The sequence below is a fragment of the Desulfobacterales bacterium genome (assembly GCA_028704555.1).
Taxonomy (GTDB): domain Bacteria; phylum Desulfobacterota; class Desulfobacteria; order Desulfobacterales; family JAQWFD01; genus JAQWFD01.
Window position 1 is genome coordinate 50,310 of sequence record JAQWFD010000017.1, and the last position, 20,834, is coordinate 71,143.

Genomic DNA, 20,834 nt, shown 5'->3' on the forward strand with positions numbered 1-20,834 from the left:
AGATTGTATGGTTTTGTTATGGTTGTACGGTTTTAGTTGATGGACGGTTGCCGGCTGCGTTCCTGCTCCATACCATTTCCGTTTTTCCCAGTACGCTTGTAATGACAAGCTTTGTCCCATCAGCATCATCGTTGATGACAGGTTCCCGTGTCCCGGTAACCTGCATTGGAAATCGAACCAGATAGATCGATTTCCATGGAGTGGCATATGGGAAGAAGTGCGTGAAGACCGCGTCGGGTTTTTTTATTTTTCGGATTTCAACCGGCAGAACCTGTTTACCTGAGCCGGTAATGATAAACATGCTCCAGGCCGAATCCCTTCTGCTGAAATTATCCCAGTCTTTTTCCGGAACATAAGCGGCAAGAATAAAATCGTTAAACATGCCGGCTGCCGCCTGATGGTCTTTTTCCAGACGGGTTTTCCGGGCATCTGTCAGGGCATAGGCCCTGGCATATTCGGCGATATACGCCTGCCTGAACGCAGGAGATTTGTACGTTGCGGATGCAATTAGTTTAACATCCAGCCCCTGATATATCCGGGCTTCCCGGGTCCACTGCGACAGTGCAACCTGATAAGGGCTTCCCTGATACGGATCAGACGATTTGCGAAAACGTTCAACAGATGCCATGCTCCCGCATCCCTGGCAACCGGACAGCACCAGCAGGACTGCCATAATCAGCAGACAGGTCAATCGTCTGTTGAACCCTTTGAATGTCGCCATAGCTGTTTTCCCACACCCATTGCCAAGTGAAATGGCGCAGATATACTGTAAAAGATTGTTGGCGTCAAATAGTTCTTCATATTTTGTTTGTCAGAAACCGGCCACAAAGCTCAAGACCGTTACTGTTCCGTCGGTATCCAAATGGTTTCTCCGTCAAACTGGATGTGATTAGCGCGGGGATAATCAATTTGATCCAGAAGCGTAAACAATTCTTTCATATTGAATACGACTATTTTGCTTAACGGGTAAATCAGGTGGATATCCGCTTCAAGTTTTCGGTCTTTGACATTGTAAATGTATACCATTGTTTCGGAAAATTTCAAAATTTTTCCGACACCTGAGCTGTGTCCCTTGATATCCGGTTCATCGGCAACAGGGGAGAGGGCTATTCCCCTGTGTCCAAAATAGCTTTTCAAAAATCTGTAATGGATGTTCCAGATATTGTCGCCCGGCTGGACAATATAAATACCATAAACGTCATTGGTGTCTGTATACACGGCGGTTTTGGAGCCGGGCACATCGCCGGGCTGCAGCAGATTGCCTTCAATGATGTTGCCTTTATCCAGATGGATGCTGTCTAAAATTTCCCTCATTGTGACTGTTGAGTTTCCGATTTTCAGGGATTCATCCGGCCTGGCAATGATATTGACGCCTTTTTCCAAACCGTATTTTTCTTTTCGGCGCTGCATCATCGCCTTAAGCGCCTCGTCTTTTTCCAGTGTATTGTAATCGATGAGCGGTGGGGCCTTTATGGATATACGGTTTTCGGGCGCAGAGGTGCCGGTCATCTTGTTTGAATGGCTTTTCATGAAAAGGCTCACCCCAATTGCACCCGCCATCGTCAGGATGATGATGATCGAAAAGATGATGATTTTATTGACTTTGCCTGATGATTTTGCCGGCATGTAACCTCCAGCGTACGTTGACAGTCGTGAGTCGTGAGTCGTGAGTCAAGAGCCCTCTGCCCTCTGCCCTCTGCCCTCTGATTTTCTCATTCACTCATAATTTTGCATTTGCCCGGTATCAAGGACGTGTCGCCTTCTATTTTGATACTCAGATCCCTTCTAAGTTCAAGATCCAGAATTTCCTTCCGCTTTTTATTGAGCAGGTAGTCCGCGACCCTCACAGGGACAATGCCTTTTACTGTGTGAATATCTGATTTCAGGGTTTCTATGCGCAGTTTCCGTAAAAAACTCAACCCCATTGTTTCCGTTGAAGGCGTGAGGCCTTTTCCACGGCAGTACGGGCAGGGTTCGTAACTGCCAAATTCAATGGAAGGCCTGATTCGTTGTCTGGACATTTCTATCAGACCGAATTTTGAGATTCTCCCCACTTTTGTCCGTGCTTTATCCGGTTTAATATGGTTTTTGAGGGTCTTCTCAACTTCCATTTTATGCTTGGTCTCTCTCATGTCGATAAAATCAATGACGATAAGCCCTCCGAGATCTCTCATTCTCAGTTGTCGGGCAATTTCTTCCGCCGCCTCGATATTGGTTAAAAACGCCGTCGCTTCAACGGATTTTTTATGGATGGCTTTGCCGGAATTGACATCGATGGTTACCATCGCTTCGGTACGTTCGATCACAATGGAGCCGCCTGATTTTAAGATGACCCGTGTCTCAAAAATGGAAGCGATCTGATCTTCCAGCTGGTATTTCGTGAAAATGGGTTTTGGCCCCTTGTGGAGCTTGACAATTTTTGTATGTTTCGGGGAAATAATATTGATAAATTCTTTGACTTCATTGAACATGGCGTCGTTATCCACCAGAATGCCGGTCACATCATCCGAAAACGAATCCCGAATGGATCTGAGAGCCAGAATCCGGTCCTTGTACAGCAGGGTCGGGGCTTTTTCATTGAGCCCCTTGGTCATGATGTTTTTCCAGAGCTTCAGCAGGTACCGGAGGTCTTTGTATATCAGTGTCTTGGAGCAGTCAGAGCCGGCGGTTCGAATGATGAGACCAAAACCATCCGGCATTTTCAGAGACTCCATAAGGTCTTTGAGCCGGGCTCTTTCTTCCTCGTCTTCAATTTTTCTGGATACGCCCCGGCTGCTACTTCCCGGCATCAGGACGATATGCCGGCCGGGCAGGGACACAAACGTGGTAAGCATCGCCCCCTTTTTCATGTCCGGCTCTTTGCTGACCTGTACTAGAACTTCCTGCCCTCGTTTGACAATATTTTCGATGGAATTATCTCCGGTATGGTTATCCTGATAGTAATCACTGTGGATTTCATTTTTTTGAAGAAATCCATGCCGCTCTGCTCCGTAATCTACGAATGCGGCCTGAAGCGCCGGTTCAATCCGGGTGACGATTCCTTTATAAATATTGCCCTGTGTAATTTCTCTTGTAGTGGTTTCGATATTAAATTCTTCAAGCTTGTTGTCCTTTACCGTCGCTATCCGGCATTCTTCCGGATCGATGGCGTTGATTAATATCTTAATGTTCATACAATGTTCATCCTTTTTTCTCTCCTCTCATACTCTTTTTTCAGAGTATTTTCATCAATGCAAAAGACTTAAAAAATTAAATCTCATTTTTTGTCCGCATGAAAGGGGTGGCCACGGATAAATTCCCGGAAAGCGTCATTACATGCCGATCTGAAGTGTAATTTTTTCAAGCCGATGGCATTGATAGCAATTGAATATCTTATATTTTATGCTCCGGTTAAATAAAATATGTTGTCCGGATCGTTTTGAATTCACCATGTCGCGTGTGTCTGAAATATCACCCGGAAAGTCCATGAAATATTCGGTTGATCGGGTAAAGCAGATTTCTGCTGATCTGTCCGGATGGGAGCCTTAGGGCATTTGGTTAATTTACATGAATATGAAATTGATAGTAACAAGTCAATTGTTTTCTTAATAATTGTCTTTTTGTCAGTCATGAAACGGTCAGTCTTCAGTTGTGAGTCAAAAGTCGTAAGTCTTCCGATTTTAATTCCATTACGGTTTTTTTACGGAATTATCCGTGGGCGTGTTGACGAAATATCCCGTCCGTCGTAATGAAAATTAAATATAACACATAAAATGACGTAAATGCACTAATTCCTTTGCATTGGACAGCAGGCGTCTGGCCTGTGTTTTCAGAGTTATTCATTTTGGAACTCAGCCGGATGAAACCGTGGCGGCAGTCTTGCTATTTATGTCATATTGTGGCATGAGGATTACGGACACGGATCGGTTTTTGAGCAAGCCCTCAGGTCGTGGCCATCCACAACTGTCTGTTTTTTGGGGCTTGGTTTTAACTTCGGCCGGATTTATTTCTACAGCGAGGAAATGACGCAATGGCCGATGATAGGGCCAACCCCATTTTTTTCAATTTTTGCGTCAGGATCGGGTTCCAGCCGCGCGACATTTTGTTTTTTGAAGATGAAGAGTGGTGAACGCGTAAAAAGTTTACGTTCAAGGCGTCGCGAATTTTTTGCAATAAGGTGTACGTAAGCCCGTCGCAGTAAAAACGGAATGAAGCCCATTGCAGTTCATATACCGGAGGTTGAGTATATATCATGGAAGAAAAATACAATCCGCAGGCCATAGAGGCCAAATGGCAGAGATTCTGGGATGAATCAAAGATGTTTGAAGTTACCGAAGATCCGGATAAGAAAAAATATTATCTTTTGGAAATGTTTCCCTATCCGTCCGGTAAGATTCATATGGGGCATGTGAGAAATTATACCATCGGAGATGTGATCGCCAGATACAAAACGATGCGGGGATATAACGTCCTTCACCCCATGGGCTGGGATGCGTTTGGTATGCCCGCGGAAAATGCGGCAATTGCCAACAACACCCATCCGGCAAAATGGACGTATGAAAATATTAAAACCATGCGGGCACAACTCAAACGCATGGGATTCAGCTATGACTGGAACCGGGAAATAGCCACCTGTCATCCGAAATATTACCGGTGGGAGCAGTGGCTGTTTATTAAAATGTATGAAAAAGGCATGGTGTACCGGAAGGAATCGTTCGTAAACTGGTGTGACACCTGCCAGACCGTTCTGGCCAATGAACAGGTGGAATCGGGCATGTGCTGGCGCTGCGGCAGACAGGTGCGTCAGAAAAAACTCTGGCAGTGGTTTTTCCGGATTACCGATTATGCCGATGATCTGCTGGTGCATTGCGATCAGCTGCCGGGATGGCCGGAAAAGGTCACGACCATGCAGAGAAACTGGATCGGGAAAAGTTACGGCGCTGAGATCCGGTTTGCTATTGAGGGGCGTGATCAGGATATTTCCGTTTTTACAACACGGCCGGATACGATTTTTGGGGCAACATTTATGTGTCTGGCGCCGGAGCATCCGCTGGTGCTTGAGCTGTCTGAAGGTACCCGGCAGCAAACCCAGGCGCGTGCGTTTGTCGATCGAATGGCGCTTCAGGAACGATCGGTAAAGGCCCTGGAAAATTATGAAAAAGAAGGCGTTTTTATCGGCGCCTGGTGTATCAATCCCATGAGCGGCTACCGAATGCCCATTTATACCGCTAATTTTGCCCTGATGGAATATGGTACGGGTGCGGTCATGTCTGTACCGGCTCACGACCAGAGGGATTTTGATTTTGCTGAAAAATACGGGCTGGAGATTATACCGGTAGTAAAACCGGAAGAAGGAGAACCCGATTCCGGCATCATGACCGAAGCCTATGCCGGAGAAGGAAATATGATCAATTCCGGCCGGTTTAACGGCATCCGCAATACGCAGGCCAAAGAAGATATCGTTGCGGAGATGGCCCAAAGGGGGATCGGTAAAAAGACCATCAGTTTCCGGCTGAGAGACTGGGGGATTTCCAGACAGCGCTATTGGGGCGCGCCTATTCCCATGATCCATTGTAAATCCTGCGGAATTGTTCCGGCTTCTCTGGAAGATCTGCCGATAACGCTTCCCGAAGATGCCAATCTGCTTGAAGGCGGCAAATCACCGCTTCCGTTTCTGGATTCGTTCAAACAGACCACCTGCCCGGAATGCGGCCGTACGGATGCCCGGCGGGAAACCGATACCATGGACACATTTGTGGAATCCTCCTGGTATTTTGATCGATACTGCAGCCCCGCATATGATAAAGGCATGTTTGACAAAGAAGCGGTTGCCTACTGGATGCCGGTGGATCAATATATCGGCGGTGTGGAACATGCCATCCTGCATCTGCTGTATTCCCGCTATTTTACCCGTGTGCTGAAAGCGTTCGGTCTGGTGGATCACAACGAACCGTTTACCCGTCTTCTGACCCAGGGTATGGTCTGTAAGGAAACTGCATCATGCCCGGAACACGGATTTATATTTCCGGAGGAAGTCGTGGGAAGCGGTGAGCAGCGGATCTGCAGTAAATGCGGCAGTCAGGTAACTATCGGCCGGGTTGAAAAAATGTCAAAATCCAAAAAAAATGTCATTGATCCCAATGTGCTTCTTGACAGGTACGGAGCCGATACCACCCGGCTGTTCTGCCTGTTTGCCGCGCCGCCGGAAAGAGATCTGGAATGGAGTGAGCAGGGGGTTGATGGGGGCTTTCGTTTTCTGAACCGGATCTGGCGGTTGGCCGTTTCCTGGATGGAACGTATCAAAGATGTCGATGCCTTTGACGGCAGTCCGGATCAACTGGAAGGAAAATTCAGAGACCTGTATAAAAAAACACATGCTGCGATCAAGAAGGTAAGCGGCGATATTGAAGACCGGTTTCATTTTAACACGGCCATCAGCGCGGTCATGGAACTGGTCAATGCCATGTACGGAATGGACCCTCAGGATTCCTCAGGAGAAAGCTGCCGGAACAGCAGCGTTATGCGGTTTGCAATTGAATCTGCTGTCCTGCTTCTGGCGCCGATCGTGCCCCACTTTTGCGAAGAACTCTGGCAGTCTCTCGGATATGATACCGGTATCGTGGCCAGGTCCTGGCCGACATGGAAAGAAGAGGCGCTCGAAAAAGACGAACTGGTCATCGTGATTCAGGTGAATGGCAAACTCCGAGGCCGGTTTACCGTGGATGCGGATGCGGATGATGAAACTATTAAAAAAATCGCACTTTCCGATGACAATACCATCCGGTTTATCGCCGGAAAACCGGTAAAAAAAGTCATTGTGATCAAGAAAAAGCTGGTTAATATTGTGATATAGGCAAGTAGGGAGCAGGGAGCAGGGAGCAGGGAGTAAGGAGTAAGGAGTAAGGAGTAAGGCGTAAACAGTAAATAACTGATAGCCGCATATGCTATGTTCCTTTGCACTTTGCTGTCTACTGCCCGCTCCCTACTGATTACTGCCTACTTTTTAAAGGGAGGCTTTTATTGAGTACTGTAAAAAAATATATTCCGATTTTTTTTCTGCTGTTTTTCATGATGGCATGTTCCGGTTGCGGTTACCGGTTTTCGGGCAACGGGGTGCTTCCGGGCAACGTACAATCGATCTTTATCAATGTCTTTGAAAATCGAACCGCCGAGACCGGGATCGAGAGTGTGTTCAGCAACGATCTGGTCATCGAGTTCATTCGAAACGGAAACCCGGTTGCAAACGAACGTGACAGGGCAGACGCATTTCTTCATGGAACTGTAAAATCCATGACCATCGATTCTGTGTCGCACAGAGACAGCCATACGTCGATCGAAACTCGCGTAACCGTTTGTATGGATCTGAAAATGATGGATTCACAGGGCGATGTGATATGGTCGGCCAATAATATTTCCGATAGTGAGGTCTATCTGGTCGTGTCGGAAAAATCAGTCACGGAACAGAACCGTCGAATTGCCATATCGGAGATATCCAAACGCATTGCAGAAAAAGTCTATTATCGGCTAACCGATCGCTTCTGATCTTTCTGCTGGCCTGACAGCATCCATCAGACCAGAGCCGTGCCGATGGTCATGTGATTTATTGGCCGGTACGCGGTAAAAAATGTCAGCTGAAGTCCATGACAGATGGCTGTCATCAAGCGGGGAGTAGAAAAACCGGCCCTTAGGGTTCGCTCAGAAATAAGTTCGCAATTTTAAGGGTTCGCTCAGGAATAAGTTCGCAATTTTAAGTGTTGAGGCGCCTGTCCGGCAAGGCACGAAAGTGTATGAATATCAAGCATATTCAGAGCTTTCGTGACGCAACCAGGCAGGATGCATCGGCGTTTAAAATGTGAAGTTATTTTTGAATGAGCCCTTAAGCCCTGAAAGGTCAATTCTAAAGGCCCCCAGGGCCGATTCAGGAACGAAACGCGGTTGCCTTGCTATGCGTTGATGCCATTAACCAGTTTTGACAGGCGGGAAATTTTTCTGGCAGCCGTTTTGGAATGAATCACTCCTCTTTTGGATGCTTTGTCTATAGCCCCCTGTGCGGCAATGAGATCCTTGACGGCAGAATCTGCGTTATTTTCAGCAGCATCAAGGCGCACCTGTTTTACTACATTTTTAATTCTGCTTTTAACACCCTTGTTTCGCAACCGTCTGGTTTCGTTTTGTAGTGCACGTTTTATTGCGGATTTATGATTAGCCAAGTTATATGCCCCTTTCTAAGGATATAAAGATACTTTTCAAAAAGTGATTTAAATACAAAAGTCAGAAGAGATTGTCAATAAGAAAAAATGTCGTCAAAGAAAACCGGCAAAGAAAAACAGTTACCGGGTTTCCTTTTTTTGTTATCATCAATGTCCTGAAAAATGTCAATACATAAAAAATGGCGAATTCGATTTATCAGGCAGATAATCAGGCAGGAAATTGGATACGATGTCGAAATCCGAAAATATGCAGGTCACCAGAGCCGCCGGAGTCGTAGGGAGCGCAACATTATTCAGCCGCATGCTGGGGGTCATCCGGGACATGATCATTGCCTGCCTTTTCGGGGCCGGGGGAAATTCGGATGCGTTTTTTGTGGCTTTTAGAATCCCCAATCTGTTCAGGCGGCTGTTTGCCGAAGGATCGTTGAGTATTGCCTTCATCCCCGTATTTACGGAGTATCTGACGCGTCAGGGAAGAGATGAGGCGCTTCATATGGCACGATCTGCCATCCGGCTGCTTTCCGCCATTCTGGTTGTCATCGTGGTCGGGGGCGTTGTGCTGGCGCCGATGATGGTGCGCGTATTTGCTCCGGGTTTTGATCCGATGTCCGGGCAGTTTTCCCTGACGGTCACGCTGACCCGGATCATGTTTCCATATTTGTTTTTTATTGGGCTGGTGGCTTTATGCATGGGCATTCTCAATTCGTTGGGGCATTTTGCCGCACCGGCCTTTGCCCCGGTTTTTCTGAATGTTGCCATTATCGGGTCGGCGCTTCTGGTTTCTCCGCACCTGAACCGTCCGGTGGTCGGCCTGGCGATAGGGGTCCTCATCGGCGGCCTGCTGCAGCTGTTGCTTCAGATTCCATTTTTGCTGAGCCAGAGGATTATATTCTGGAAGGCGGCAACGGTTTGTCATGCCGGGCTGAAAAAAGTAGGAAGGCTTATGCTGCCGGCCATATTCGGTACGGCGGTTTATCAAATCAATATTTTAGCAGGGACACTTCTGGCCTCCTTTCTTGAGGAGGGCAGCGTGTCGTATCTGTATTATGCGGACCGTCTGGTTCAGTTCCCGCTGGGAATTTTTGCCATTGCCATGGCAACGGCCGTGATGCCGACCCTGTCCCGCCAGGCATTGGGAAAAAAATATGATGCGTTGAACGATACCGTTGCCTATAGCCTGAATCTGGTGTTTTTTATCACGGTGCCTTCGATGGTAGGCCTCATGGTGCTAAACGAACCCATCGTGGCCTTGCTGTTCCAGCGGGGCGCATTTGATGCCGAAAGCACGAGACAGACCGCAGCCGCTTTATTCTATTATGGAATGGGGCTGTGGGCTTTTTCTGCCGTCAGAATTGTGGTATCGATATTTTATGCGCTTCAGGACGCCCGTACCCCGGTAAAAACAGGCGTCGTCTCTGTCGCAGTTAACATCGCACTGGGCATCATCCTCATGAAATCGATGGGGCACTGTGGCATTGCGCTATCCGCCTCACTGGCCTCCACGCTTAACCTGATACTTCTGGTTGCCGCATTGGTCAGGCGGATCGGGTTTCCACAGTGGAAATCCGTTACGTTATCTGCTTGCAAAACCATGACCGGTTCTGCAATAATGGGGGCTTGCGTATGGCTCATGGCACGATGGGTCATTCCTGCGTCAGATAAGCCCTCAGCGCCTCTTTTCTGGGGGTTTTCGGGATGCGTGGTATTCGGAGTGGCCGTATACGCCGCTTCGTGCTATGTCTTGAAAAGCCCTGAACTTGAGAGCCTGTCCCGGGAGGAGAATGGCAAGCGTGAGTAGGTTCCAGAGAATTCTTTTATCTGTTTCGATTGCCATTTTATTTTCCCTGGTTTTTTTTATTGTATTCAGCAATAATGGCCTTCTCGAAGTATATTCGCTCAAAAAGAGCAAAGCACGGCTGATTGAATCCAGCCAGGGGACCTCAGCCGAAAATCTGTCTTTATGCAGGACGCTTGACCGGCTAAAATTTGATCCGGAATATATCGGGACGGTAGCCAGACAAGAACTGGGGATGATCGGAAAGGACGAAATCATCATCAAATTTTTAGAAAACGGAAAGAAAAAACCGCTGCATGAATGATCAAAATTCCGCCCGTACCGCCACGATGGCGTCTCTTTATGCCCGTCAGGGCTATATCCAAAAGGCCCTTGACATCTATAACCAGCTGCTTGTGGCTGAACCGGAGCGCCGTGATGTTATAGAGGCCATAGCGGAGCTGGAGTCAGGCTGTCAGAAAAAAGGGGATAAACAGCTATGTGATCTGCTCCCGCTATTCAGCGAATGGATCAATCTCATGCTGTGCCACATCACACTCGAAAAACTTAACCGCCTGCGCTTGCTTAAAAATCCAAACGAAAAATAGTCTCCGGGTTTATTGACCGTGAGGCCGGCTAATGCTACACTAGTCATTAGTTAGGGTAATATGAAAAGGACTGAGTTAAGGCCAGAGGCCAGAGGTCAGAAATCAGCGGTCGGAGGTCGGGGAACAAACAGTAGAAGAGGCTTCCAGCCTCTTAAAAAAGAGCCAGGATGGCTCTTCTACTTTGGGGGCAGAGGTCAGAAGACAGAGTAAGAAATGAGGGATAACTCGTAGGCGCAGGGGCGGCCCCCCCGTGTCCGCCCGCAGGGCGCCATACCCAGCAATCATTCCAACAAGGAGAAAATAATGTCAGATATCGTGTCTCAAAATCAGGTATCCATTGCTCCGACAGGGGAGTCGTTTGAGCTTCCCGGTCAGCAGGATTATGCCATCGAATTGAAACGGCTTCAAGCGCTTGCCGGTGAGCAGCGCCAGAAAGGCAGAAAGATCGTCGTGGTCATGGGCGTTGGTTTTGTCGGTGCTGTCATGGCCGGAGTCGTTGCCGATTCGGTGGACAGAAAAACCGGCGAATCCTCAAAATTTGTCATTGGCATGCAGCGGCCCTCGATCCGATCATTCTGGAAAATTCGCTATCTGAATCGGGGGATTGCGCCGGTGGAGGCTGAAGATCCGGAAGTGGGACCTTTGATCGAGCGCTGTGTGAAAGAAAAGAAAACGCTGACGGCAACCTTTACTTATGATGCCCTGGCGCTGGCCGATATCGTGGTGGTGGATGTGCAATGTGACTATCAGAAAGAGGCCTTGAATGATGTCCGGCAGGGCCGGGCGGATATTGCCGCATTGGAAGAGAGCCTGAAAATTATCGGTGAAAAGATCAGCCCTGACTGTCTGGTGCTGATAGAAACGACGGTTCCACCCGGCACCACCGAATATGTTGCGTATCCCATTATTAAAAAAGCCTTTGAAAACCGGGGAATCGCTGCCGAACCGCTCCTGTCCCATTCGTTCGAGCGGGTCATGCCCGGCAGAAATTATGTGGCTTCCATCCGGGATTTCTGGCGGGTTTGCAGTGGTATCAATGAAAAAGCCCGTCAGCGGGTCGTACAATTTTTATCTGAAATATTGAATGTGGATCAGTATCCCCTGACGGTTCTGGACCGGCCGCTTGAAAGTGAAACCTGCAAGATAGTGGAAAATTCCTACCGCGCTACGATTCTGGCGTTTCTGAATGAATGGAGTGTGTTCTCCGAACGTAACGGCGTGGATCTGATCAAGGTCATCGATGCCATCAAGGTCCGTCCGACCCATTCCAATATTATTTTTCCGGGTCCCGGAATCGGCGGATACTGTCTGCCGAAGGACGGCGGGCTGGGCGTGTGGGCGTATCATACGCTGATGGGCTTTGAAGATGATATGTTCAAAATCACCCCCCTGGCCATCGATATCAATGACAGCCGCGGGCTCCATGCCGCGGCTCTGGTGCGGGATGCCCTGCGAAATATGGGAAAGATTGTCGCGGCCTCCAGGATTGTGTTGCTGGGGGCATCTTACCGGGAAGATGTGGGCGATACCCGCTACAGCGGATCGGAAATTATCTGTCGAAAACTGGTGGAAATGGGTGGTGAGCTTGTGGTACATGACCCCTATGTTCAGCACTGGTGGGAACTGGAAAAACAGGACACGTACCCGGCGCCCGGCCAGTCCAAGGGACGGTTTTTCCGTAATCAGGAAAAACTGAGCGATATCCGCGTCAGTCAGCGCCTGGAAGATAGTCTGCCGGGCGCCGATGCCGTGGTGTTTGCCGTGCGGCATCAGGCCTATCTTAAGCTGTCTCCTGATCAGGTGGTCGGCATGATCGGAAAACCGGCTGCCGTGATCGACTGTTTTGGAATTCTGGATGACGACAGTATCCGGCGTTATTTTGAACTTGGATGCGAGGTCAAAGGCCTGGGCCGTGGACACGTCAAACGGATCAAAGATGAGGTAAGGGACGATAAAAAAAAGTAGGTAGTAGGGAGTAGGGAGTAGGGAGTAGGGAGTAAGAAGTAGGGAGTAAGAAGTAGGGAGTAGGGAGTAGGAAGTAGGGAGTAAGAAGTAGGGAGTAAGAAGAATAAGGACTGAGTTAAGGGCCTGTAAGAGGTCAGAGGCCAGAAGCCAGAGGGAGTGTAGAAAAAGCGGGGCACTGGTTCGGACTGTAGGGGCGGACCCCCGTGTCCGCCCAATCGGTTACAGAACACAGGGGACTACCTCTCTTTGCTCCTTACTGCGTACTCCATATTCCCCGCTTTCCCTTTTCCCTTTTCCCTTTTCCCCTTAACCCTTAACCCTTAACCCTTAACCCTTAACCCTTAACCAATTTTTTTAAATATAAGGAACACCATGAAAAAAGCATTGATTACCGGAATCACAGGCCAGGACGGGGCCTATCTGGCAGATTTTCTGCTCAAGAAGGGATACGAAGTTCACGGGATTAAGCGAAGGGCCTCTATGTTCAATACGGCCCGTGTGGATCATCTTTACCGGGACCCGCATGAAAAAAATGTCCGGTTCTTTATGCATTACGGAGATTTGACCGATTCCACCAACCTGATTCGTATCATTCAGGAAGTTCAACCGGATGAAATCTATAACCTGGCGGCGCAAAGCCATGTTCAGGTATCCTTTGAAACTCCGGAATATACGGCCAATTGCGATGCGCTGGGGACCCTCAGGCTTCTTGAAGCGATCCGTATTCTGGGCCTTGAACAGCGTACCCGGTTTTACCAGGCCTCCACCTCCGAGCTTTATGGAAAGGTGCAGGAAATACCCCAGACCGAAAAAACCCCGTTTTATCCCCGGTCGCCCTATGCCTGTGCCAAGCTTTATGCCTACTGGATCACCATCAACTACCGGGAAGCCTATAACATGTTCGCCTGTAACGGCATCCTGTTCAATCACGAGTCTCCGATCCGGGGGGAGACGTTTGTTACCCGTAAAATCACCCGTGCGCTGGCCCGGATTCGGCTGGGAATGCAGGATTGCGTCTACATGGGCAACGTGGATTCCAGACGCGACTGGGGCCATGCCCGGGACTATGTGGAAATGCAGTGGCTCATGCTTCAGCAGGACGAGCCGGAAGATTTTGTAATCGCCACCGGCGAGCAGCACTCGGTGCGTGAGTTTATCGATATTGCAGCACGGCAAATGGGGATGCAAATCGAATGGCGGGGAGAAGGCGTGAACGAGAAGGGCATTCTTTCAGCGATCGATATCGAAAAAAAAGTTTCTCATCTGCCTTCAGCGGTTTCTGACTGTCAGCTGCCTGCGCCGGGGCAGGTGATTGTCAAAATCGATCCGCGGTATTTCCGGCCCACGGAAGTTGAAACGCTTCTCGGCGATGCCACCAAAGCCCGTGAAAAACTTGGCTGGACACCCCGTACCCGTTTCAGCCGGCTGGTATCGGAAATGGTCGAATCCGATCTTCAGGAAGCCGGAAAAGATCACCTGTGCCGCACCGCCGGATTCCCTGTTTATAACAATTTCGAATAAAGGGTTATTTTACCGCAGAGGCGCGGAGAACGCAGAGCTTTTATGGTTTTTAATTCTTGATGCCGACGGGCGATAGATGAATATCAATGAATTAAGCGGTCATGTTATTGGAGCGGCAATAGAGGTTCATAAAATGCTTGAGCCTGGGTTGCTGGAATCAGCATATGAACAATGCTTGTGCAGAGAATTAAGTCTGAGAGGTTTGGTCTTTGAAAGTCAGGTTCCCCTACCTCTTGAATATAAAGGACTTCATTTAAAATGTGGTTATCGACTGGATGTTGTTGTTGAAAAAAGGCTTATTATTGAATTGAAATCGTGCCAACGAATTGAGCCGATCCACCAGGCGCAATTGTTAACCTGTCTTAAATTGTCAAATATTCGTTTGGGACTTATTTTAAACTTTAATATTACGCTCATACGAGACGGAATTGTCAGAATCGTAAATAATCTGTAACTGATGGGCTGAAATCCAGAGGAATGGAACGTTTAATTCTCTGCGTTCTCAGCGTCTCTGCGGTGATAGTATTTGTAAGCGAAACGCTCAGGATAATCGGTGGATTAAGATCAGCCGTTCAAAAACAAAAGGATAAAGAAAATGACAAATAATCATAAGCCCCAAGCCTGTTCTACTGCTTCCTCCCCTCAGTGCTCAGCCCTCAGCCCTCAGCACTCTATTTTTGTAGCCGGTCACCGGGGCATGGTGGGCTCTGCCGTTGTCCGATGCCTCCGGGCGAAGGGTTTTGCCAATATTATCACCCGGACCCATGACGAGCTTGATCTGACCAGCCAGCAGGCGGTCCGGGAGTTTTTCCAAAATGAAAAAATCGATCAGGTGGTGCTGGCCGCGGCAAAAGTAGGGGGTATCCATGCCAACAACACCTATCCGGCCCGGTTTATTTATGAAAACCTGATGATCGAGACCCATGTCATTCATGAGGCATACCGGGCAGGGGTAAAACGGCTGCTGTTTCTGGGCAGCTCCTGCATTTATCCTAAACTGGCACCTCAGCCCATGGCCGAAGACAGCCTTCTGACCGGTTATCTGGAGCCGAGCAATGAGCCGTATGCCATAGCCAAAATTGCCGGAATCAAGCTTTGTGAATCCTATAACCGTCAGTACGGCACGAAATACCGCAGCGTGATGCCAACCAATCTGTATGGCCCGAATGACAATTACAATCTCGAAAACTCCCATGTGCTCCCGGCCATGATCCGAAAATTTCATCTGGCCAAACTGGCCCTGGAAGGCGATCTGGAAGCCATTCAAAAAGATGAAGCCGTTTACGGCCCCATACCGGATGATATCCGTAAAAGCCTGCAGTCGGGAGTCGAGAGTCAAGAGTCAAGGGCCGAGAGTCGACAGTCCTGTCCTTCGACCTCTGGCCTCCGACCTCTGACCTCTGATATTTCGGTCCGTCTCTGGGGCACCGGGACGCCCCGGCGTGAATTTCTGCATGCCGATGACCTGGCATCCGCATGCGTATTTGTCATGAGTCTGGAGGACCGGGTTTATGAACGTTTTACCTCGCCCATGATGTCACATATCAACGTGGGAACTGGCCAGGACATTACCATTGCTGAACTGTCAGACATGATAAGGGACATCGTGGGGTTCAGGGGTGAGATTATCTGGGACAGCTCCAAACCGGACGGAACCCCAAGAAAACTGCTCGATGTCTCCAGACTGAAGCACTTGGGGTGGTCATCTCATATCGCCGTCTATGACGGAATTAAACAGACATACCACTCATACCTGCAGCGTCTGTCTTAAGCGCCGGGTCCCCCAGCCACCAGTGCCTGCTCCCCGCTTTTGCCACCGGCCATCCGCCCTGAGCTGTTTTTTTTCTGCCTGCGGCTTTATTTCTTGCTACCTGTTTTTAAAGTCCCCCGGCCAATCGCCAATACCCATTGTGCCTTTACCGTACGGAACTTTTTTTTGACGGGCGCCTATTTCGAAATAAGTGTTGAAATTATACGGCTATAATTTTATGATTCCCTGCTTGTCAGCAGTGACCTGAAACTGTCTTAAATCTGGCGGTTTAAAAATGTATTGATTGACTTGCTATTTTCTTAAAACGGGGTTGGTTCTGTGATCGGCCATTATGCCATCGCCGCGTTTAATTCGTCATCCCCGCGAAGACGGATGGGCCCATGTTTTTTTAAGGAACAGTTTGTCTCATCATCGTGAATAATTTATACTGTCGCTGATAACATTATGGTATGGGCTCGGGCCGGCAAAGCAGGATGCCTTTTGCCTGAATCGGTTATACGATCCCTGATTAACTGTTAACTATTGTCCATCCGGAAACCGGATAGTTTTTTCAAGTTCAAGGAAGGCGATGATTTTAACCGCAAAAGTACATGAAGTCTTTTGAGAATTAAAATCTGCGCCTGACGCACACGGGAAAAATAGACATTTATGGATGGGCACTAACGATTACGATGGCCTTATGACTGACAAAAATATATTAGTGACCGGCGGGGCCGGATTTATCGGGTCAAATTTTATACGCCATGCGCTTGATATTCGACCCGACTGGAGAATAATCAATCTGGATGCCCTGACCTATGCGGGAAACCTCTCCAACTTCAAAGATCTGGCAGAGGATTTGGCAGCCCGTCACCGATTTGTTCACGGCACTGTCTGCGACCGGGATCGTTTGACCCGCTTGCTTTTTCAGGAAAAAATTGACGGGGTGGTTCATTTTGCCGCCGAATCTCATGTAGACCGTTCAATACTCGGCCCTGAATCCTTTGTTCAGACCAATGTGGCCGGCACGTTTACACTTTTGGAGGCATGCCGGAGTTACTGGACTGAAAAGGGAGCCCCCGCGTCATTCCGCTTTTTGCATGTTTCTACCGATGAGGTGTATGGCAGCCTGGGGGATGACGGATATTTTACCGAACAGACCGCCTATGATCCTTCAAGCCCGTATTCATCATCCAAGGCGGCATCGGATCATTTTGTCAGGGCCTGGTACCGGACATACGGGTTGCCAACTCTCATAACCAACTGTTCCAACAACTACGGTCCCTACCAGTTTCCTGAAAAACTCATTCCCCTGATGATCATGAACATTGTCGAGCACAAACCGTTGCCGATATATGGGGACGGCAAAAATATCCGCGACTGGTTGTATGTTTTTGATCACTGTGATGCCCTCCTCAATGTTTTTGAAGCGGGGCGGGCAGGGGAGACTTACAATATCGGCGGCAATTCAGAACGCAGGAATATTGAAATCGTCAACAGCCTCTGTGATATTCTGGATGTGCGGTTGCAGCGATCCGGGGCGGCCGCCAGTCGTAATCTGGTCCGATTTGTAAAGGACCGCCCGGGCCATGACCGGCGTTATGCCATCGATGCCACTAAAATTCGAAATGAACTCGGATGGCAACCCGCGCATACCTTCGATGCGGCACTTGAATATACCGTGGACTGGTATCTGAATCATATGAAGTGGGTCAAGGATGTCCAAAGCGGTGAATATCGAAAATGGCTGGAAACCAATTATAAGGGCAGGACTGAGTGCTGAGGGCTGAGTTCTATGCCTCTTTGTGCTTTTTTGCTTACTTCCTACTGTCTGCTTTTACCGGCCATCAGCCAACAGCTGTTTTTACCCTCAACCCTATACCTTACACTTTTAACCCTTTTGCCCTTAACCATGGAGATCAACATGAAGGGAATCATCCTTGCCGGCGGATCAGGTACGCGCCTGTATCCGATTACCCGGGTGGTCAGCAAACAGCTGCTGCCGGTTTACGATAAACCGATGATTTATTATCCGTTGTCCATATTAATGCTGGCGGGAATCCGTGAGATCCTGATCATTTCCACCCCGGAAGATCTGCCGCAATTTAAAAAACTGCTGGAAGACGGCTCCCAATGGGGGCTGTCTTTTTCATACGCGGAACAACCCCGGCCTGAAGGCCTGGCACAGGCGTTTATCATCGGCCGGGAATTTGTCGGGACCGACCCTGTCTGCCTGATTCTGGGGGACAACCTGTTTTACGGCCACGGTCTGTCCGAAAAACTGCAGAAAGCCGCTGCCCTGAAAACCGGAGCAATCGTTTTCGGCTACTGGGTCAAGGACCCGAAACGATACGGTGTGGTCAGTTTTGACAGCGCCGGCAATGCCAGGGATATTGAAGAAAAACCCGTAACGCCAAAATCCAATTACGCAGTGACCGGCCTCTATTTTTACGATAACCGGGTGCTGGATATTGCAAAAGGGCTGAAACCGTCGGCCCGGGGAGAGCTCGAAATAACGGATGTCAACCGCGTGTATCTTGAATCGCAGTCGCTCAGGGTGGAAAAACTGGGGCGGGGCATTGCGTGGCTGGATACCGGTACCCATGAATCTTTGTCCCAGGCAGCCAATTATATCGAGGCCATTGAAAACCGGCAGGGACTGAAAGTCGGCTGTGTCGAGGAAATCGCCTATCGGATGGGCTATATCCGCGCCGAACAGGTCGAGAACCTGGCGCAGCCATTGCTGAAAAACGGCTACGGTCAGTATCTTATCGAGATGCTGAGGGCAAAGGACTGAGGGTAAGGGAAAAGTGCTGAGGGCTGAGTAAAGAGCGTAGGGGCGGGCCCCAGTGTCCGCCCGTTATTCAACGGTACACTCCGCAACTCAGGTGAAAGGCCCTAAATTTATTGCCTTATTCCTTAAACTCTGTCAAAAAAACAAGATTTTTTTGCCGGATATATTTACCGCTCGCTTCGCTTGAGGCGCAGGGCGCGCAGAGCCTCGAAACAGCGACATTGATTTGATCGTTGAACTAAAAGAGCCTCGGTTCTTATGGCTTTCGGGATTATAGGTTTATCTCGAAAAGAAATTTAATCGGGAAGTTGAAATAGTCCGTAAGGGAAACAAGATAAACAGTCGTTTCATAGAAAGAGTTGAAAAAGAAGTGATTTATGCATGATGATCATGTGGATTATGAAATAATTTATGATTCTCTGCAAGAATCACATTCCGTCTTTGAAAAGGACCGTGGAGAAAATGCTAAAAGATCAGGCCAATCTCTAATGCCAAAAGACGTTGTTCTTGTCGTCCACCAGCGGTTTTTGCCCTTAACCCTGTACCCTGTACCCTGTACCTTGTACCCTTAACCATTTTCCCTATATCCAATAACAGGTAATAAATCTTGTGAAACTTATAAAAACTCCCATAGAAGGTGTTGTCATCTTAGAACCCCGTGTTTTTGAAGACCCAAGGGGCTTTTTCATGGAAACCTACCAGCAGAAAAAATACGCTGAAGCCGGAATAAACTGTACGTTTGTCCAGGACAATCTGTCTTGTTCTTCCAGGGGAGTGCTCAGAGGACTGCATTATCAACTGCACCATCAACAGGCAAAGCTGGTTCAGGTTATCCGGGGAGAGGTATTTGATGTGGCGGTAGACGTCCGTCCCGGGTCTCCGACATTCGGTAACTGGTCGGGGGTGCGCCTTTCGGAAATAAATAAACGACAGCTGTTTATTCCGCAGGGCTTTGCCCATGGATTTTGCGTAATCAGTGCGACCGCCCTTTTTCAATACAAATGCACGGATTTTTACGCACCGGATGACGAAGGCGGCATTTTGTTCTCGGACCCGGATATCGATATAATCTGGCCGATATCAGACCCCATCCTGTCTGAGAAGGACAAAAAATATCCGTTGCTGAAGGAAATACCCCCTGACGGATTGCCGGCTGGGTTCAAAGACAGTGCTGAGGACTGAGTGCTGAGGACTGAGGACTGAGTTAAGCCAGAGGCCAGAGGGCAAAGAGAGCAGACAGAAAGGGGTGGGCTGTTTTCCCTATCCCCTTAACCTATACCAATTTTATATGTGAAAGACATAAATACCATGAAAAAACTGATTGTTACCGGAGCCAACGGCCAGCTCGGCCGGGAATTGAGACGGAAAGCCGTCCCCTGCGTTTTTGATGTCATTTCTCTGGATCTGCCTGATTTCGATATCACCGATGTTTCCGCCGTTAAAGATATGGTGGCAAAATCAGGTGCCAGGCTGGTTGTCAATGCAGCGGCATATACGGCTGTTGACCGGGCTGAATCCGAGTCGGACCTTGCGTATGCAGTCAATTGCAATGGCGCGGCGAATCTGGCAGAGGCCTGCAGTCAGGCAAATATTCCTCTGATTCATATCTCGACAGATTATGTGTTTGACGGCACAAAAGGCAGCGCTTACGCTGAAACCGATTCGATTTCACCCATCGGCGTGTATGGAAAAAGCAAGGCCGATGGCGAGGCGGAAATCAGAAAAATACTGCCGGTGCATGTCATTCTCAGAACCGCCTGGCTGTATGGTATCCATGGAAATAATTTTGTTAAGACCATGCTTCGCCTGGGACAGGAACGCGAAGAGATTAAGGTCGTCAATGATCAGTTTGGCTGCCCGACACATGCCGAGGATCTGGCTCAGGCCGTTCTTACGATCGCCGAACGTATTCTTTCAGGCCGGCATGTCGCATGGGGGACCTGGCATTACTGCGGCAGTGGACAGACAACCTGGTATGAATTTGCAAAGAAAATATTTGAACTGGCAGGTTCCCGACATCCTTTAAAAGTAAGGAACCTTATTCCTGTAACAACAAAAGAATACCCGACCCCGGCCCGACGCCCGGCTTATTCGGTTCTGGATTGTACGCAGATCCGGAAAAAATTCGGAATCGCCCCGCCGCCCTGGGAGGAAAGCTTAGCCCGAATGCTGGATGAATTGTTGACAAATATATAAGAATACCAGAGGTCTAATTTGTTTTTTTTCTGCCCGC

At 48.7% G+C, this 20,834-nt stretch carries 17 protein-coding genes; 13 read left to right on the top strand and 4 right to left on the bottom strand.

Annotation, left to right across the window (positions count from 1 at the left end; all coding sequences use genetic code 11):
• Positions 1 to 16: 16 nt before the first annotated feature.
• The 3 genes from PHQ97_08125 to PHQ97_08135 all read right to left on the bottom strand — a co-directional run bounded on the left by PHQ97_08125 (position 17) and on the right by PHQ97_08135 (position 3,173).
• Positions 17 to 721 carry a hypothetical protein gene (locus PHQ97_08125; GenBank protein ID MDD4392693.1) on the bottom strand — a complete coding sequence of 235 codons (705 nt, stop codon included), beginning with the start codon at positions 719 to 721 and terminating at the stop codon, positions 17 to 19.
• A 119-nt stretch (positions 722 to 840) separates the two neighbouring features.
• On the bottom strand, positions 841 to 1,626 hold the full coding sequence (locus tag PHQ97_08130; protein MDD4392694.1) for a hypothetical protein: 786 nt from the start codon (positions 1,624 to 1,626) through the stop codon (positions 841 to 843).
• 86 nt (positions 1,627 to 1,712) lie between these two features.
• The gene (locus PHQ97_08135) at positions 1,713 to 3,173 is read right to left on the bottom strand and encodes an Rne/Rng family ribonuclease (protein ID MDD4392695.1); all 1,461 of its coding nucleotides are present in this window, start codon (positions 3,171 to 3,173) and stop codon (positions 1,713 to 1,715) included.
• Positions 3,174 to 4,231: 1,058 nt separating this feature from the next.
• Between PHQ97_08135 and leuS the strand changes: the two genes are divergently transcribed.
• Together leuS and lptE are read left to right on the top strand one after the other, a co-directional pair.
• On the top strand, positions 4,232 to 6,832 hold the full coding sequence (gene leuS, locus PHQ97_08140; GenBank protein MDD4392696.1) for a leucine--tRNA ligase: 2,601 nt from the start codon (positions 4,232 to 4,234) through the stop codon (positions 6,830 to 6,832).
• A 167-nt stretch (positions 6,833 to 6,999) separates the two neighbouring features.
• Complete coding sequence (gene lptE, locus PHQ97_08145) at positions 7,000 to 7,521, top strand: LPS assembly lipoprotein LptE (protein ID MDD4392697.1); 522 nt, start codon at positions 7,000 to 7,002, stop codon at positions 7,519 to 7,521.
• A 401-nt stretch (positions 7,522 to 7,922) separates the two neighbouring features.
• Here the strand turns inward: lptE and rpsT are convergent, their stop codons facing one another.
• The gene (gene rpsT, locus PHQ97_08150; GenBank protein MDD4392698.1) at positions 7,923 to 8,189 is read right to left on the bottom strand and encodes a 30S ribosomal protein S20; all 267 of its coding nucleotides are present in this window, start codon (positions 8,187 to 8,189) and stop codon (positions 7,923 to 7,925) included.
• Between the two features lie 229 nt (positions 8,190 to 8,418).
• Here rpsT and murJ point away from each other — a divergent pair, with 229 nt between their 5' ends.
• The 11 genes from murJ (at position 8,419) to rfbD (ending at position 20,797) form a co-directional block, all read left to right on the top strand.
• A complete protein-coding gene (gene murJ / locus PHQ97_08155; GenBank protein ID MDD4392699.1) occupies positions 8,419 to 9,987 on the top strand; it encodes a murein biosynthesis integral membrane protein MurJ in 1,569 nt (522 codons plus the stop codon).
• Entirely contained in the window at positions 9,980 to 10,288 is a 309-nt protein-coding gene (locus PHQ97_08160) for a septum formation initiator family protein (protein MDD4392700.1), read from the top strand. The genes murJ and PHQ97_08160 overlap by 8 nt, the downstream gene beginning before the upstream one ends.
• Entirely contained in the window at positions 10,281 to 10,571 is a 291-nt protein-coding gene (locus PHQ97_08165) for a hypothetical protein (protein ID MDD4392701.1), read from the top strand. Before PHQ97_08160 ends, PHQ97_08165 begins: the two co-directional genes overlap by 8 nt.
• A gap of 303 nt (positions 10,572 to 10,874) precedes the next feature.
• Positions 10,875 to 12,536, top strand: a complete 1,662-nt coding sequence (locus tag PHQ97_08170; GenBank protein ID MDD4392702.1) for a UDP binding domain-containing protein — start codon at positions 10,875 to 10,877, stop codon at positions 12,534 to 12,536.
• A gap of 372 nt (positions 12,537 to 12,908) precedes the next feature.
• Positions 12,909 to 14,057, top strand: coding sequence for a GDP-mannose 4,6-dehydratase (gmd, locus tag PHQ97_08175; GenBank protein ID MDD4392703.1), 1,149 nt, complete (start codon positions 12,909 to 12,911; stop codon positions 14,055 to 14,057).
• 76 nt (positions 14,058 to 14,133) lie between these two features.
• Positions 14,134 to 14,511 carry a GxxExxY protein gene (locus PHQ97_08180; GenBank protein MDD4392704.1) on the top strand — a complete coding sequence of 126 codons (378 nt, stop codon included), beginning with the start codon at positions 14,134 to 14,136 and terminating at the stop codon, positions 14,509 to 14,511.
• Positions 14,512 to 14,652: 141 nt separating this feature from the next.
• A complete protein-coding gene (locus PHQ97_08185; protein ID MDD4392705.1) occupies positions 14,653 to 15,828 on the top strand; it encodes a GDP-L-fucose synthase in 1,176 nt (391 codons plus the stop codon).
• Between the two features lie 679 nt (positions 15,829 to 16,507).
• Positions 16,508 to 17,590: a dTDP-glucose 4,6-dehydratase gene (gene rfbB, locus PHQ97_08190; GenBank protein ID MDD4392706.1), complete on the top strand. Its 1,083-nt coding sequence runs from the start codon at positions 16,508 to 16,510 to the stop codon at positions 17,588 to 17,590.
• Between the two features lie 141 nt (positions 17,591 to 17,731).
• A complete protein-coding gene (gene rfbA, locus PHQ97_08195) occupies positions 17,732 to 18,604 on the top strand; it encodes a glucose-1-phosphate thymidylyltransferase RfbA (GenBank protein MDD4392707.1) in 873 nt (290 codons plus the stop codon).
• A 606-nt stretch (positions 18,605 to 19,210) separates the two neighbouring features.
• On the top strand, positions 19,211 to 19,783 hold the full coding sequence (gene rfbC / locus PHQ97_08200; GenBank protein MDD4392708.1) for a dTDP-4-dehydrorhamnose 3,5-epimerase: 573 nt from the start codon (positions 19,211 to 19,213) through the stop codon (positions 19,781 to 19,783).
• A gap of 126 nt (positions 19,784 to 19,909) precedes the next feature.
• The gene (rfbD, locus tag PHQ97_08205; protein MDD4392709.1) at positions 19,910 to 20,797 is read left to right on the top strand and encodes a dTDP-4-dehydrorhamnose reductase; all 888 of its coding nucleotides are present in this window, start codon (positions 19,910 to 19,912) and stop codon (positions 20,795 to 20,797) included.
• Positions 20,798 to 20,834: the final 37 nt, after the last annotated feature.